This window comes from Acidimicrobiales bacterium (assembly GCA_033344915.1).
Classification (GTDB): domain Bacteria; phylum Actinomycetota; class Acidimicrobiia; order Acidimicrobiales; family Aldehydirespiratoraceae; genus JAJRXC01.
Genome location: JAWPML010000001.1, coordinates 504,988 through 520,317, shown reverse-complemented (window position 1 = coordinate 520,317; position 15,330 = coordinate 504,988). Strand labels below are relative to the sequence as shown.

The window sequence follows — 15,330 nt, the reverse complement described above, 5'->3', positions numbered from 1 at the left end:
TCCATCTGACGCCAGGGATCCCGGCCTCGTGGCCGGGATCCTTCGCGTCCGGGTGCAACACTGGCCCGCGTGGGCTTCGGACTCATCATCTTCATCGGGATCATCGCGTTCGCCATCCAGGCGGTGCAGAAACAGGCCACCGATCAGAGCTGGTCCACCGTCGGCCGCCGCACCGGGCTGACGACGACCAGCAGGTCGATGTTTCGCAGCCCGTCGATGAGCGGCACGATCAGGGGCGTTCACGTCGACGCCCGCGTCGTGAGTCGCGGCAGCGGCGACAGCCAGCGCCGGGTCACGCAGTACACCGTCACGTTCCCGAGTGTCGGGCCGCCCGTGCAGTTCCGCCGCCAGGGGGTCGGCTCGTTCCTGCGGGGGATGTTCGGCGGCGCCGATGCCGTCATCGGCGATCCCCGTTTCGACTCGTCGGTCGAGATCGACGGGGCCGATGGTGCGGCGCTGCAGGCGTTTCTGACCCCGGCTCGCCGCGCCGCGATCCTCAGCATCTTCTCGACCTGGCCCAGTGCCGTCATCACCGACAGCACGATCCGGGTCGAGACCCGGCGGGTCGAACGGAACCAGGACCGCCTCCTGGCCTCGCTGAACCGGCTCGTCGACAGTGCCCGCCTCCTCGGCGACCCCGGTCCGGTGAACGCCGCGCTGGCGCAGCGAGACGACGGCGACCTCACCGACGCTGCGGACGCGCTCCACGCGGCCGCGGCGGCCGACGCCGAGCCGAACACGGTCACGAAGGTGCTCGAGGCCGAGGCCCTCATCGCCCTCGACCGCGCCGAGGAGGCGAAACCCATCCTCGCGGCGGCCGCCACCGAGCTGCCCGGCGACGAGGAGGTCGCCGGCTGGGCCGCCGTCGCCGACGAACAGATCGCCCGGCACGAGGCGGCTTCCGCTCTGCCCGCACCTCCGCCCCGACCCGAACCGGACGCAGAGCCCGATCGCGCCCCGCCCTCGTTGGCTCAGCAGGACACGATCGATGCGCTGTTCGGCAGCAGCCGGCGCGGACACGAGATCGAGCGGGAGTTCGAAACGAGGTACGCCGGCGAGACCATCGAGTGGTCCGCCGAGGTCGAGAGCTCGCGTGACTATCGCAGCGACCGCGACTTCGGCGATGAGCCGGGGACCAAGACCACCATGCGGATCGGTTCGGTCGGGGCGAGCACCCTGATGTCGAATCGGGTGCGCGCCATCGTCGACCTTCCCGCCGACAGCGACGTCGACCGCGGCGACACGATCGCCTTCACCGGCACCCTCCTGCGGGTCGACCGGTTCACCCGCACGATCTACGTCGCCGACGCGGCACTGCTCTGAACGAGAGAGCCCCAGGCCGGGGTGCTCGCGCACCGACCTGGGGCTTCACGGGGTGGAGGTGAGGGGAGTTGAACCCCTGGCCTCCTCGATGCGACCGAGGCGCTCTACCAACTGAGCTACACCCCCGTGGGAGCCGCCATGGTAGCGGCTCGCGACGACGATTCGAACCGGCTGTGGTTCAGCCGCCGAGGGCGCGGACAGGCTCCGCGGCCGTGGCCGAGGACCGCTCGGGATGCAGCATCGTGACCTTGATCTCGCGCTCGGCGGCCGCATTGCGGTGCTGCACGAGGAGGTAGCCGTACCCGATCAACGCGGCGTCGATCAGCAGGTGGATCGAGACGACGATCGCGCCGCCGATGCCGATCGCGGCGAAGAAGGTGACGAGCGCCGCGACGCTGAGCCCCATGAGCACCTCACGACGGCGCCGGGCGGCGTCGGATGCGGTGCGGGGCGCGAGCGGCGGAAGGCCGGGCGCGAACGCGCCGGACCGGGCGGCCGAGCCGCCGAGGGTGCCCAGGCCGGACGAGAACGCTCGGATGCCGTCACGACGGCGATCCGACGTTCGCCGGTTCTCACGCCAGTACCAGCCGAGATAACCCGCCCAGCAGGCGCCGAGAATCAGGAGAACAATCGACTCCTTCATCAGATGTGTCTCCTCCAGGTGCGGTGCGGCGGCACCGTCAAGACGGCCGCCCCGGAAGGCGACCCGTACTCCAAGTTACGATTGTATAACGAACGACATACGTGGGCAATCATTCGGGCCGATGATTTCCCGACGTGACCCCGGTCACGATTCAGACGTCGGCGTCGTCCGCCACCCGCTTGTAGTGACCACTTCGCCCGCCGGTCTTCTCCCACAGGGCGATCTCGCCGATCACCATGCCGCGGTCCTTCGACTTGCACATGTCGTACACGGTGAGCGCCGCCACACTGCACGCCGTCAGCGCTTCCATCTCGACGCCCGTGCGATCGACCGTCTCCACGGCCGCCTCGATGTCGATGCTCTCCTCGTTGATCTCGAAGTTCACGGTGACCGCGCCCACGAGCAACGGGTGACACAGCGGCAGCAGATCCGAGGCCCGCTTGGCCGCCTGGATGCCGGCGACGCGGGCCACGGCCAACACGTCGCCCTTCTTGATGGCGCCCTGGGCCACCGCCGACGCCGTCTCCGGAGTCATCGACACCCGCCCCCGGGCGATCGCCCGGCGATGGGTGGCCTCCTTGGGCGTCACATCGACCATCCGGGCGCGACCCATCGGGTCGAGATGCGTGAATCCGTGATCCGACATGCCGGGAGTCTAGATCGCTCCGGCGACGGCGTTAGCCGCCGATCTCGGACATCGAACGCCGTGGCCGGATGAAGTGGACCTGGTTGATCTGGTGGCCGGCCCACTTGGCGGCAACGGTGCGCTCGAGCGCCGCCGCGACCACGTCGTCCGTGGAACCGCCACGGAGCAGGGCCCGCACATCGGTCTCGTCCGTGGCGAACAGGCAGTTGCGGAACTGGCCGTCCGCCGTGATGCGCACGCGGTCGCAGGTGTCGCAGAACGACTGGCTCACGCTCGCGACCACGCCGATCTCACCGGCGCCGTCCGCGTAACGCCAGCGGGAGGCCGGGGCCGACGTGCGCTCGACCGGCTCGAGCTCGAACTCCGTCCGCAGCGTCGCCAGGATCTCGTCCTGGGTCAGGACGCGGTCGTTGTTCCAGATCTCGTCCGCGTCGAGGGGCATGAACTCGATGAACCGGACGGTGACGTCGTTCTCGCGACCGAAGCGGGCGAAGTCGAGCACCTCGTCGTCGTTGATGCCCTTCATGACGACGACGTTGATCTTCACGGGATCGAAGCCGGCAGCCTTCGCCGCCTCGATGCCTTCGAGCACCCGGTCGAGTTCGTCGCGGCGGGTCAGCTCCTCGAACCGGTCGTGGCGCAGGGAGTCCAGCGAGATGTTGACCCGTCGCAGGCCGGCGGCCTTCAGCTCCGAGGCGAGCAGGGGCAGCGTGACCCCGTTGGTGGTCATCGCCAGATCGACGCCCAGGGCGGCGAGCTTCTCGACGAGGATCGGAAGCCGCGCCCGGACCGTGGGCTCGCCGCCGGTGAGACGGATCCCGTCGACGCCGTAGCGCTCGACCATGATGCGGGCCACCCGCTCGATCTCCTCGAAGCTGAGGAGGTCCTCGCGGCGTTGCCACTGCATGCCCTCCTCGGGCATGCAGTACGCGCAGCGGAAGTTGCACCGGTCCGTGACGGAGATCCGGAGGTCGCGGTGGACCCGCCCGAAGCCGTCGATCAGCTGCGCGCTCATGCGTCCAGAGTACCCAGCGGGATGATCTCGACCTCATCGCCCTCGCGGATGTCGACGCCGTCGGGCACGACGGCGAGCGCCGTCGCCCGGGCCATCGCCGTCAACTGGTGCGACCCCTGCCCGCCCAGCTTGCGGATACGCCAGCGCCCGAAATCGTCCGGCCCGCCGTCGACCCGGAGAAAGTGCGTCTTGCCGTCGTCGTGGCGTCCGAGCGCGTCGTCGCTGACGGCGATGCGCCGCGGTCGCTCGAGCCGCCGACAACCCGCCATCTTGCGCAGCGCCGGCCGGGCGAACAGCTCGTAGCTCACCATCGAACTGACCGGATTGCCCGGGAGCCCGAAGACCGGCACGTCGCCCACGAGGCCGAAGGCGAACGGCTTGGCCGGCTTGATGGCGATCTGCATCCAACGCATGTCGCCGATCCGGTCGAGCACGACCTTCACATAGTCGAATGCCCCCATGGAGACCCCGCCGGAGGACAGGACGGCGTCGCACTCCTCGACCCCGCGGCGGAACACCCGCTCGATCTCCGCCTCGTCGTCGCGTGCCAGTCCGAGGTCGACGGCGGTGAACCCGGACTCCTCGAGGAGGGTCAGCAGCGTTCGCCGGTTCGAGTCCCGGATCTCACCGGGTTCGAGCGGACGCCCGTCGTCGACGAGCTCGTCACCGGTGGAGACCACCCCCACGACCGGGCGGGGGATGACATCGACCGTGGGGACGCCGACGCTGGCGAGCACACCGAGGTGGCCGGCCGTGAGAACGGTGCCGGCTTCGTACAGGACGTCGCCGGGGAGGACGTCCTCGCCGGCGCCGCGGACATGGTTCCCCGGCGGCACCTCGATCTCGACGTCCACCGTCGTCGCGGCCTCGTCGTAGGTCGTGCGCTCGACCATCACCACGGCGTCGGCGCCGGGAGGCATCGGGGCGCCGGTCATGATGCGCATGGCGTCACCGGGTCGCAGGGTGTCGGTGGCGGCCGCGCCGGCGGCCACGGTGCCGGTGACCCGGAGCCGGTTCGGGGGATCCACGGTGTCGGCTGCGATCACCGCGAAGCCGTCCATCGCGGTGTTGTCGAAGGGCGGAACCGTCTCCGTGGCGACGACGGCGTCCGCGAGCACCAGCCCGGCCGCGTCGGCCAGGAGCACCGGACGCGGCGCAGCCGCGTGGATGCGATCGAGCACATGGTCGCGAGCCTCGTCGAGCGGCAGCATCGCGCCAGCGTGCCAGACGATCGCGACGGATACGACCTCTGCGTCGCTCAGGCGAGGCCGCGGCCCTGCATGATCTCGCGGATCATGGAGGCCACCTGCGAACCGACAACCGGGTCGTCCAGCGAGAGTTCGACGTTGGCACGGAGCCAGTCGAGCTTCTGACCGGCGTCGTAGCCCGGGTCCTTGATGACGAGTCCCTTGAGACCCGGATCACCGATCAGCATCGCCATGGCGTCGGTCAGCTGGATCTCGCCGCCCTTGCCCGGTTCGGTGATCGCGAGCTTCTCGAAGATCTCGGGCGTGAACACGTAGCGGCCCGTGACCTTGAGGTTGGACGGCGCGTCCTCGAAGACGGGCTTCTCCACGATGCGGTCGATCTCGACGATGTCGCCGTCGCGCCGCGAGAACCCGGCGCAGCCGTAGTTCGAGATGTCGGGGCCGTCGACCTCGAACAGCGAGACGACGGACGACCCGGATCGCTCACACTCGTCGATCATCCGGCGCAGGGTCGCGCCGCCGTCGGGCAGGAGCTCGTCGGGCAACAGGACCGCGAACGGTTCGTCGCGGATGTGTCGCGCGGCCATGGACACGGCGTGACCCAGTCCGAGGGGGGCACCCTGCCGGGTGAAATGGAACGTCGCCATCTCGGTGATCCGACGGACGCTCGCCAGCATCTCGACCTTGCCCTTGGCCTCGAGCAGGGTCTCGAGTTCCGCCATGCGGTCGAAGTGGTCCTCGACGCCCTTCTTGGTCGGACTGGTGATGATCAGGACATCGTCGATGCCGGCCGCGACCGCCTCCTCGACCACCCATTGGATCGCCGGGCGGTCGACGACCGTCAGCATCTCCTTGGGCTGCGACTTCGTGGCCGGCAGGAACCGGGTGCCGAGGCCGGCGGCCGGTATCACGGCGGTGCGAACGTGCTTCGTCATTGCTCAGACTTTCCGATCCCCACCCGGGCGCCAACGCTACGGCGAACCGGTGCTGTTGAAACACACATCGGCGGCTTCGCGGCCGAATTGAGCCGGGTTCAGGCCGCCGCGGGTCCCGAGTCCTCGATGCTGTTCTCCTCGCCGCGGATGAGCCGACGGATGTTCGACTGATGACGCACCACGAGCACGAGCGCGACCGCCGACGACGCGGCGATCTCCCAGGCCGGGAAACGGGCGATGGCGGCGATGACCGGATACGAGATCGCGATGCCGAGTGATCCCAGCGCCGCCACCCTCGCAACCTTCACGGTGAGCACGAAGACGGCCGCACAGGCCAGACCGATGACCGGACTGATGACCAGACCGGCGCCTCCCGCAGTCGCCACGCCCTTGCCGCCCCGGAACCCCCGGGTAACCGGCCAGACATGGCCGGCGACGGCGGCGAGCCACACCGCGTGCGCCTCCGGCCGACCGGCGACCAGGAGGGCGACGCCCGCCGGGATCGCGCCCTTGAGCGCGTCGATGGCGAACACCATGACGCCGGCCTTGCGCCCACCGAGGCGGTACACGTTCGACGCACCGGGATTGCCGGATCCCTGCTCGGTCGGGTCGACGCCGAAACGGCGACCGACGATCTGCGCGGTCGGGAACGTGCCGACGGCGTAGGCCGCCACGACGAGCGCCACTGCGAGGACCACGGTGCCATCGTATGGTGCCGCCACGCAGGACGATCGGTATCCTCCAACCTCGTGCCGACCTACGACTATCGATGTGAACGCACGGGCGAGATGTTCGAGCTGTGGCAGTCGTTCTCCGACGACGCGCTCGAGACGTGCCCCCAGACCCACGACGGCGAGTCCGACACCTGCGGCGCCGCCGTGAAGAAGGTGTTCAGCAAGGTCGGCATCTCGTTCAAGGGCGACGGCTTCTACAAGAACGACCACGGCTCGAGTTCGTCGAGCCGCACGGCGGATGCGCCGTCGAGCGGTGAGAGCTCCTCGAACACGTCCGACTCGGCGTCCTCGAGTTCGACGTCGTCGGACTCGAAGTCGTCGGGCTCGTCGGGTTCCTCCTCGTCGGACTGACCCCGGCCGGGTCGACCGGCTCCTCCACTTCCCCACCACTTCCCCGCCTCTTCCGGAAAGCGCGGGAACACCATGTCCGATCCGAGCCGTCCGTCCGCCTCGCTCACCGATCCCCGGACGCTCCTCGGCACCGTGCGGGTGGCCGGGCGCAGCCGACCGGCACGCCTCGCGGTCACCCTCGTGCTCGCGCTCGTCCTCGCCCAACTGGGGCGCCATGCCGACGACCGGGCCGCGGCCAGGGAGCGAGCGTGGGAGCCGGCGGCCGACGTGTGGGTGGCCACCACGGCGATCGACGCCGGAACGCTCCTGACGGACGCCAACACCGCGGCCCGCCGTCTCCCGGCGATCGCGCTCCCGGCGGATGCACTCACCACCGCGCCGGCAGGTCGGCGCAGTGCCGTGGACCTCGCCGAGGGGGAGATCCTGCGCGACGAGCGCCTCGGTGGCGCCGGGCGACTCGCCTCCCAGCTCCGACCGGACGAGGGCCTCGTGACGCTGGGGGCCGACGCTGCGCACCTTTCCGCCGGTGACCTGGTCGATCTCTACGCCCTGCTCACCGGCGACGTGGTGGCCCGCCGCGCCCGGGTGGTCGACGTCGAGGAGGGCCGGGCCCTCGTCGCGGTCGCCGAGTCGGTTCTGCCCGCCGTGATCCGCACGTTCACGACCGGCGAGGTCGTCGCCGTGCTGGTGGGATGACTAGCGCCAGCCGGTGGCGAGGATGCCGAGGACGGCCGCACCGGCGGCGACCCGATAGACCACGAACGGCGTGAAGCTGCGTGACCGGACCAGCCGGAGCGTGCCCCAGACGGCGACCCAACCGGTCACCGCCGACGCCGCCATGCCGTACAGGAACGGCGGCCAGAAGTCGCTCGGGATGTCCGCATCGGCCAGCGAGAACACCCCGGCCCCGGCGATGATCGGCAGGCTCATCAGAAAGACGAGCCGGGCCGCGGCATCACGCTCGAACCCGAGGAACCGCGACACGGTGAGGGTCGCCCCCGAGCGCGACACGCCCGGTTGCAGGGCGAGGGCCTGACCGAGCCCCATGAGCAGTGCGTCGCGCAGGGTGAACTCGTCGAGCGGGCGACGCTGCGGGAGACGATCGGCGACCAGCAGGAGCAGGCCGAACACGATCAGCATCACGGCGATCATGGCGATGCTGTCGAGATCGGCGATCTGGTCCTTGAGCAGGACGCCGGTGATGCCGGCCGGCACCGCCGATGCCACGAGGAACCAGGCGACGCGTCCGTCGGTCGTCAACGGTTGGCGCCGCAGCGGCGCGAACCCGGCGGCGACGTACTTCGCGACATCGCGTCGCAGATACGCGATCGCGCCGAGAAGAGTGCCGAGGTGCACGGCGACGTCGAAGGAGGTCTCGAGCTCGGGCGAGAGGTCGTCCCACTCGAACAGCCAACGGGTGAGCTCGAGATGGCCGCTCGAGGAGATCGGGAGGAACTCCGAGAGTCCCTGCACGATGCCGAGGACGATGGCGTGGAGGATTTCCATGGCGGCTTCCGGTCGGCACCAGCGGACGTGCGCTGAGCCTACGGCCGATCTTCGGGGGAGGAGGTGGGCATCAGGCGCCGCCGCCGAGGGTCAGCCCCGCGAGGACCAGCGACGGCACGATCGCCCCGCCGGGTTGGGTCTCGAGGTCCGCGCCGACCGATTCGATGTCGAGCAGCATGCGCGGGATCGCCCCCGCCAGCGTGGCCTCCCGGATCGGTTCGGCGAGCGCGCCATCACGGATGCGCACCCCCTCGACGCCGACGGAGAAGTCGCCACTGACCGCGTTGACCCCGGAGTGCAGCCCCTGAAGGGAGGCGACGAGCAACCCGTCGGCGATGCCGGCGATGAACTCGTCGAGGCCCCCGTCACCGGGCGCCGCGTGCAGCGAGCGATGGCCGGGCCCGGGCGTGCCCCGCACGGCACGGAGCGCGGAGCCCGTGGAGGACGTGCCGAGGCCGCGGGCGCTGCGGGTGTCGTGGAGATACCCGTCGAGCGAACCCCCGGAGATCAGGGGGACCCGGCGACACGCGAGCCCTTCGCCGTCGGTCGCAGCGGCACCGAGACTGGCGGCGTCGGTCGGGTCGTCGTAGAGCGTCAGGGCGCCGGCCGCCACCGCGTCGCCGATTCGGTCCGCGAACGGCGTGCGCCCCTTCACCACCCGCTCACCGGAGAGCATCCCCGCGACCAGCGCGAGAATCGTCGCTGCGAAGCGCGGCTCCAACACCACGAGCGGGCGACCGGTCGTCGGCGGACCGGCCCCCAACAGTTGCAGGCCCCGGGCCACGGCGAGATCGGCGACCTTCGCCACGTCCAACGCCGTCGGTCCGCGGGCCGCATCCACCGCGCCGCCGGTGCGGGTGCCGCCGTCGATGTCGTCCACGAGCACGCTGGTGGAGATGGACGCCATCGTCGCCGACGTGTGGGCGTCGATGCCGTGGGTGTTCACCACCGCGGTCTCGCTGCGGGTGTCGCCGTAGATCGCGGCCCGCACGCCCCGCACGCGTTCGTCGGCGGCGGTGACGGCAGCCTCGAGCTCGAGGGCGAGCGCGATCTTGTCGTCGGTGCTCGTGGTCTCGACCGCGCGATCCCAGCGATCGACCGCCACGACAGCGACCCCGTCGGGGCGGGCGAGCCCGACCCGATCGTCCGGCTCGGCAAATCCGGCGTTGTCCCGGGCCTCGTGCAGCAGGGTACGGACGACGTCGTCGTCGAAGCTGCCCGCGTGGGCGATTCCCTCGCGTCCGTCGACCACGACCCGCACCCCGATGCCGTGCGACTCCGCCACCGTGAGCGACTCCACGGCGGCGCCGTGGACCCGCACCTCGGTCTCGACCGCCCGCCCGACGCAGACCTCCACGGACTCGTCGCCCGCGGCACCGGCCAGGATCGAACGGGCGAGCTCGTTGAGGTCCGTCACGCGCCGGACATCGTCACATCGGCGACGACGATGCTGACACCGGCCGCGGACATCGGCAGCCATTCGAGATCCGAGCCGATGGCCTGGATGTCGAGGAGCAGCCGCTGGATGGTGGACGCGATCGTGATCTCCCGCACCGGCTCGGCGAGCTCGCCACCACGGATCCGCAGCCCCTCGGCCCCGGTCGAGAAATCGCCCGAGACGGGGTTGACCCCGGAGTGGAGACCGGCGACGCCCTGGACGAGGAGCCCGTCGTCGATACCGGCGATGAGCTCGGCCTGCGTCCGGGTGCCCGGGGTCAGGGCGAGGGCGTGCGCACCGACGCCCGGACCGCTCTTGAATCCGCCGCGGACCGCGGAACCGGTCGAGCCGGTGGCGCCGCGGCGCCCCGTGTAACTGTTGTGGAGGAACCCCTGGAGAACGCCACCGTCGATGAGCGGTGTCGGCCGGGTCGCCAGCCCCTCCCCGTCGACGATCGTGGCGGTGAACGCGTCGGGGTTCGTCGCGTCGTCGAGCAGGGTCAACTCGGCGACGCCCACCTGCTCCCCCATCCGGTCGGCGAACAGGGAACGGCCCCGCTGCACGGCCTCGCCGGTGAGCGTGTGGCCGATGATGCCGAGCATCTGGGCGGTGACCCACGGATCGAGGACGACGGTGAGGCGCTGCGTCGGCGGCTTCACCGCACCCAGGAGTCGGGTCGCCCGCTCCGCCGCGTCGTCGGCGGCGGCCGCCGAGTCGAGCTCGGCCGCCCCCCGTCCGATCGAGAACCCGAAACCCGTCTGGGTCTCGCCGTCCGCCTCGGCCAGCGAGTAGGCGGAGAGGTAGCAGCCGGTTTCGGCGGCGGACGCGACGACGCCTTCGGAGTTGGCCACCGCGGCCTCACCGATGCTGTCGACGTATTCGGCGGACTCGATGCCGGAGATCCTCGGATCGGCGGCCCGCGTCGCTCGCTCGAGTTCGATCGCCAACGCGACCTTCGCATCCGTGGGGAACGCCGCGAGGTCGTGGTCGTACAGGTCGAGCGCCGCCGGAGCCACACCGTCGGCGGCGGCGACGCCGTTGAACTCGTCCGCCTCGGCGAAGGCCGCGTTGTCGCGGGCTTCCTGGATGGTCTCGCGCAGCACCGTCTCGTCGAGCGTGCCGGCGTAGGCGTAGCCCTGGCGACCGTCGACCACGACCCGGACGCCGACCCCCTGACTCTCGGCCGAAGTCAGGGACTCGACCTCGCCCTCGTAGGCGCGGATCTCGGTCTCGCGTTCGTGGACGACGTAGGCCTCGACCTGCTCACCGGCCTCGGCCCAGCCCACGACGCGGGTCGCGATGTCGATCAGTTCAGGCATCGATCATCAGGCGGCGGTGCCGCCGATGGTGAGGCTGGTGACCCGCAGGGTGGGGGTGCCGTCGCCCACCGGCACGCCCTGGCCGTCCTTGCCGCAGGTGCCGGGCGACCCCATCGCGAAGTCGTCGCCGAGCGCATCGATGCGGGTGAGGACCTCCGGGCCGTTGCCGATGAGGTTCCCCTCGCGGATCGGTTCGGTGATCTCGCCGTTCTCGATCAGGTACGCCTCGGTCATGCCGAAGACGAAGTCGCCGGTGGCCGTGTTGACCTGGCCCCCGCCGAGTTGGGCGACATAGATCCCGTTGTCGGTGCTGCTCACGATGTCGGCCGGATCGTCGGACCCGTTCTCGATGTAGGTGTTGGTCATCCGCACCATCGGGAGGTGCTGATAGCTCTGCCGGCGCCCGTTGCCGCTGCTCGGGCGACCCTCCTTGCGGGCCCGCAGGTGGTCCCACATGTAGTCGGTGAGCACCCCGTCCTGGATCAGCACGTTGTGGTGGGCCGGCCGACCCTCGTCGTCGATCGTGAAGTGCCCCCACTCGCCGGCCATCGTGCCGTCGTCGACGAGCGTCACCAGTGGCGTCGCCACCTCTTCACCGACCCGGCCGGCGAAGACCGACGCCGCCTTCGCGACGAGGTCGGCTTCGAGGCCGTGGCCGCAGGCCTCGTGGAACAGCACGCCACCGCCACCGGGACCGACCACCACCGGCATCGCGCCCGAGGGCGCTGGTCGGGCGGCGAGCTTCGTGATGGCTCGACCGGCGGCTCGCCGGGCCATGTCCTCCACGTCGGCTTCGTCGAAGAGCTCGAAACCGATCGTGCGGCCGGTGGACTCCCGGCCGGTCTGGAGACCGGTGTCGCCCGTCGCCACGCACGACACCGAGAAGAGGGTGCGGACCTGGTCGTCCTCGGCGAGGAGCCCGTCGCTGTTCGCGACGAGGATCCGGCGCCGACTGTCGCCGTAGCGGGCCGACACCTGGGTGATCGCGTTGCCCTCGCCCCGGGCCGCGGCGTCTGCGAGGGACAGCAGCTCGACCTTCGTGGCCTTGGCGACGTCCTCCGGCGCGATACGAGCGCCGTTGGTGCGGGGCGTGTCGACCGGCGTGACCGCGACCTCCCGCACGCCGCCGCCACCGCCACGAGCGGCGGCCGCTGCGGCATCGGCGGCGTTGCGCAGCCCCGTCTCGGACAGGTCGGCCGTGTGGGCGAAACCGGTGGTGTCGCCGACGACGACACGGATGCCCGCACCCCGGTCACGACCGCTCGTGAGTTCCTCGACCCGGCCGTCGTCCAGCGTGGCTGACGACGAGCGCTTGTCCTCCACGAACACCTCCGCGAACTCACCTCCGGTCCGCAAGGCGGCGCCGAGTGTGCGGTTGATGAGTTCGTGGTCGAGCACGTGGGGACCTCCTGGGCCGGGGGTTGGCTATGGTACCGCCGACCGGTTCGACGAGCGCACCGCGGAGCGACGGTGACGACGCAGACGATGATCCCTCCCACCGACCCCGACACCGATGGCGGCAGCCCCGCTGATGCCGGTCTCAAGTGGTGGGTCGAGGGCGGGATCACGATCGCCTTCTACATCGTCTACTCGATGGTCCGGAACCAGTTCGGGTCGGCCCTCGGCGGCGACATCCTCGAGGAATCGTTCGACAACGCCATCCGCATCATCGACATCGAGAAGGCGATGGGGCTGTACCACGAGGAGTGGATCCAGCGGACATTCCTCGACGCGGACGCCTTCATCGTGTTCTGGAACGCCTTCTACGGGAGCTTCCACTTCGGCGTGACCATCTTCGCGATGGTCTGGTTGTTCCTGAAGTTCCCCCAGCGCTACATCTTCATGCGGTCGGCGCTCGCCGCCACCACCGGCGTCGCCCTCATCGGATTCGCCTTCTTCCCGCTCATGCCGCCGCGCCTGCTCGCCGCCTGCACCTCGGAATACGGCGCCTGCGCCCTGGAGCACGAGTACGTCGACACCCTCGTGGACCCCGGAGGGCTCTGGAACTTCGAGAACGGTCCGATGGAGTCGATCTCGAACCAGTACGCGGCCATGCCGTCGTTGCACATCGCCTGGGCCACCTGGTGTGCGCTGGCGCTGTATCCGGTGCTGCGCCGGCGCTGGGCCCGCATCTCGATCGTGTCGTACCCGTTCCTGACCCTCTTCGCGATCGTCGTGACCGCGAACCACTACTGGTTCGACGCGATCGGCGGCCTCATGGCGCTCGCCGCCGGACTCGTGCTGGCTCGCCCGCTGTCCCGGCTCCTTCCCGGCCGCGTCCTCGTTCCGGCGTCGTCGAGCGATACGCTCGACGACGGATAGGGACACGGCGATCACCGCGCCATCCCCGAGGCAAGGCTCATGCTGCTCGACGCAATCACCGGTCCCGAGGACCTCCAGGGGCGCTCCTACGACGAGCTCGACGACCTCGCCGATCAGATCCGCCACGCCATCATCGAATCGGTCAACGTACACGGTGGCCATCTCGGCTCGAACCTCGGCGCCGTGGAGCTCACCATCGCCCTGCACCGGGTGTTCCGCTCGCCCCACGACGCGATCCTGTGGGACACCGGCCATCAGGCTTACGCCCACAAGATCCTGACCGGACGGCTCGGCGACTTCCGCAGTCTTCGCGAGACCGGAGGGCTCTCGGGCTACCCGTCGCGCAGCGAGTCGGCCCACGACTGGATCGAGAACAGCCACGCCTCCACGGTGCTCTCCTACGCCCACGGGCTCGCCACTGCATTCCAGGCGAACGACGCCCGCCGTGAAGTCGTCGCGGTGATCGGCGACGGCGCCATGACCGGGGGCATGGCGTTCGAGGGGCTCAACAACCTCGGTCACAGTGAGAACGACGTCGTCATCGTCCTGAACGACAACGGCCGGTCCTACGCCCCGACGGTCTCGAAGCTGTCGGAGAGCCTCGTCAAGATCCGCAACAACCCCACCTACATGCGGCGTCAGGCCAAGATCGAGGAGATCGCCGAGCGCATCCCGTGGGTCGGCGAGCAGATCGGTCGCGGCCTCAAGATGTCGAAGGCGGCCGTGCGCGAGATGTGGGAGCCGTCGGCGTTCTTCGAGGATCTCGGCGTGCGCTACATGGGTCCCTTCGACGGCCACGACATCGCATCGGTCGAGGAGGCGCTCCAGAACGCGAAGGAGTTCGAGGGCCCCGTCGTCGTCCACGTCCTCACCCAGAAGGGCCGCGGCTACGCGCCGGCGGAGCAGGACGACGTCAAGAACATGCACGACGCGAAGCCGGGTCTCGCCGACACCCCGTCGATGAAGGAAGGCTCCTACACCGCCGCCTTCTCCGAGACGCTCGTCAAGCTCGGCGACCAACACCCCGAGCTCGTCGCGATCACCGCCGCGATGCCCGATTCCACCGGTCTGCTCCCCTTCCGTGAACGGTTCCCCGATCGCTGCATCGACGTCGGCATCGCGGAGCAGCACGCCGTCACGGCCGCCACCGGCATGGCGATGGGCGGGCTCCGTCCACTGATCGCGGTCTACGCCACCTTCCTCACCCGGGCGTTCGATCAGGTCAACCTGGACGTCGGCCTGCACGGCCAGCCGGTGATCTTCTGCCTCGACCGGGCCGGCATCACCGGGCCCGACGGCGCATCGCATCACGGCATCCTCGACCTCGTCCTCCTCACCAAGGTCCCGGGCATGACGGTGTTCGCGCCGTCGAGCTACCAGGAACTCCAGCAGATGATGGAGGACGCGATGGGGCTCACCGACGGCCCGGTCGCCATCCGCTGGTCGCGGGGCAAGGCCGCCCACGTCGCGGACAACGAGATCGGTGCCGGACTCGGCGCCCGCAAGCTCACCACCGGCGACGGTTCGGTCGCCCTGCTCGGCTTCGGACAGATGCTTCCGGCAGTCCAGGGCGCGGCGGACCTGCTCGCCGCCGACGGCATCGACGCGACCGTCTACGACCCCCGCCTCGTCACCCCGCTCGATCCGGCGATGATCGACGACATCGCCGGCCACCGCGTCGTGGTGACCGTCGAGGACGGTCTACGCATCGGCGGGGCCGGCGCCGGTGTGCGTGATGCGCTCGGCGAGCGCGATGCCGACTGCCGGGTGCGAGTGCTCGGCGTGCCGACGGAATACGTGCCCCACGGCGATGCGGACAGCATCCACGCGGGCTTCGGCCTCGATGCCGACGGCATCGCCGCCAGCGTTCGCGACCTGCTCTGACTCGCG

15 protein-coding genes and 1 tRNA gene are annotated in these 15,330 nt (G+C 70.2%); 5 read left to right on the top strand and 11 right to left on the bottom strand.

What is annotated here, in order from left to right; all coding sequences use genetic code 11:
- Positions 1-69 precede the first annotated feature (69 nt).
- Positions 70-1,323, top strand: coding sequence for a hypothetical protein (locus R8F63_02490; protein ID MDW3217458.1), 1,254 nt, complete (start codon positions 70-72; stop codon positions 1,321-1,323).
- A gap of 53 nt (positions 1,324-1,376) precedes the next feature.
- Here R8F63_02490 and R8F63_02485 read toward each other — a convergent pair.
- The 7 genes from R8F63_02485 to plsY form a co-directional block, all read right to left on the bottom strand.
- Positions 1,377-1,449 (bottom strand) — tRNA-Ala (locus tag R8F63_02485).
- 52 nt (positions 1,450-1,501) lie between these two features.
- Complete coding sequence (locus R8F63_02480) at positions 1,502-1,966, bottom strand: hypothetical protein (protein ID MDW3217457.1); 465 nt, start codon at positions 1,964-1,966, stop codon at positions 1,502-1,504.
- Between the two features lie 151 nt (positions 1,967-2,117).
- On the bottom strand, positions 2,118-2,612 hold the full coding sequence (gene moaC / locus R8F63_02475; GenBank protein MDW3217456.1) for a cyclic pyranopterin monophosphate synthase MoaC: 495 nt from the start codon (positions 2,610-2,612) through the stop codon (positions 2,118-2,120).
- A 31-nt stretch (positions 2,613-2,643) separates the two neighbouring features.
- Positions 2,644-3,627: a GTP 3',8-cyclase MoaA gene (gene moaA, locus R8F63_02470; protein ID MDW3217455.1), complete on the bottom strand. Its 984-nt coding sequence runs from the start codon at positions 3,625-3,627 to the stop codon at positions 2,644-2,646.
- On the bottom strand, positions 3,624-4,838 hold the full coding sequence (locus R8F63_02465; GenBank protein MDW3217454.1) for a molybdopterin molybdotransferase MoeA: 1,215 nt from the start codon (positions 4,836-4,838) through the stop codon (positions 3,624-3,626). Before R8F63_02465 ends, moaA begins: the two co-directional genes overlap by 4 nt.
- A gap of 47 nt (positions 4,839-4,885) precedes the next feature.
- Positions 4,886-5,770, bottom strand: coding sequence for a UTP--glucose-1-phosphate uridylyltransferase (locus tag R8F63_02460; protein MDW3217453.1), 885 nt, complete (start codon positions 5,768-5,770; stop codon positions 4,886-4,888).
- A gap of 98 nt (positions 5,771-5,868) precedes the next feature.
- Complete coding sequence (plsY, locus tag R8F63_02455) at positions 5,869-6,468, bottom strand: glycerol-3-phosphate 1-O-acyltransferase PlsY (protein ID MDW3217452.1); 600 nt, start codon at positions 6,466-6,468, stop codon at positions 5,869-5,871.
- A 51-nt stretch (positions 6,469-6,519) separates the two neighbouring features.
- On the opposite strand from plsY, the gene R8F63_02450 reads away from it, so the two are divergent.
- Together R8F63_02450 and R8F63_02445 are read left to right on the top strand one after the other, a co-directional pair.
- Positions 6,520-6,855 (top strand): FmdB family zinc ribbon protein, encoded by a 336-nt coding sequence (locus R8F63_02450; protein ID MDW3217451.1) that lies wholly within the window; start codon positions 6,520-6,522, stop codon positions 6,853-6,855.
- 72 nt (positions 6,856-6,927) lie between these two features.
- Complete coding sequence (locus tag R8F63_02445) at positions 6,928-7,551, top strand: SAF domain-containing protein (GenBank protein MDW3217450.1); 624 nt, start codon at positions 6,928-6,930, stop codon at positions 7,549-7,551.
- Here the strand turns inward: R8F63_02445 and R8F63_02440 are convergent, their stop codons facing one another.
- From R8F63_02440 to R8F63_02425, 4 genes are all read right to left on the bottom strand, one after another.
- On the bottom strand, positions 7,552-8,361 hold the full coding sequence (locus tag R8F63_02440; protein MDW3217449.1) for an undecaprenyl-diphosphate phosphatase: 810 nt from the start codon (positions 8,359-8,361) through the stop codon (positions 7,552-7,554).
- A 70-nt stretch (positions 8,362-8,431) separates the two neighbouring features.
- Positions 8,432-9,778: a TldD/PmbA family protein gene (locus tag R8F63_02435; protein ID MDW3217448.1), complete on the bottom strand. Its 1,347-nt coding sequence runs from the start codon at positions 9,776-9,778 to the stop codon at positions 8,432-8,434.
- Positions 9,775-11,118 (bottom strand): TldD/PmbA family protein, encoded by a 1,344-nt coding sequence (locus R8F63_02430; protein ID MDW3217447.1) that lies wholly within the window; start codon positions 11,116-11,118, stop codon positions 9,775-9,777. The genes R8F63_02435 and R8F63_02430 overlap by 4 nt, the downstream gene beginning before the upstream one ends.
- Positions 11,119-11,124: 6 nt before the next feature.
- Positions 11,125-12,516, bottom strand: coding sequence for a TldD/PmbA family protein (locus tag R8F63_02425; protein MDW3217446.1), 1,392 nt, complete (start codon positions 12,514-12,516; stop codon positions 11,125-11,127).
- Between the two features lie 87 nt (positions 12,517-12,603).
- On the opposite strand from R8F63_02425, the gene R8F63_02420 reads away from it, so the two are divergent.
- Positions 12,604-13,440, top strand: a complete 837-nt coding sequence (locus R8F63_02420; protein MDW3217445.1) for a phosphatase PAP2 family protein — start codon at positions 12,604-12,606, stop codon at positions 13,438-13,440.
- 39 nt (positions 13,441-13,479) lie between these two features.
- Positions 13,480-15,324 carry a 1-deoxy-D-xylulose-5-phosphate synthase gene (dxs, locus tag R8F63_02415; protein ID MDW3217444.1) on the top strand — a complete coding sequence of 615 codons (1,845 nt, stop codon included), beginning with the start codon at positions 13,480-13,482 and terminating at the stop codon, positions 15,322-15,324.
- The last annotated feature ends 6 nt before the right edge of the window (positions 15,325-15,330 follow it).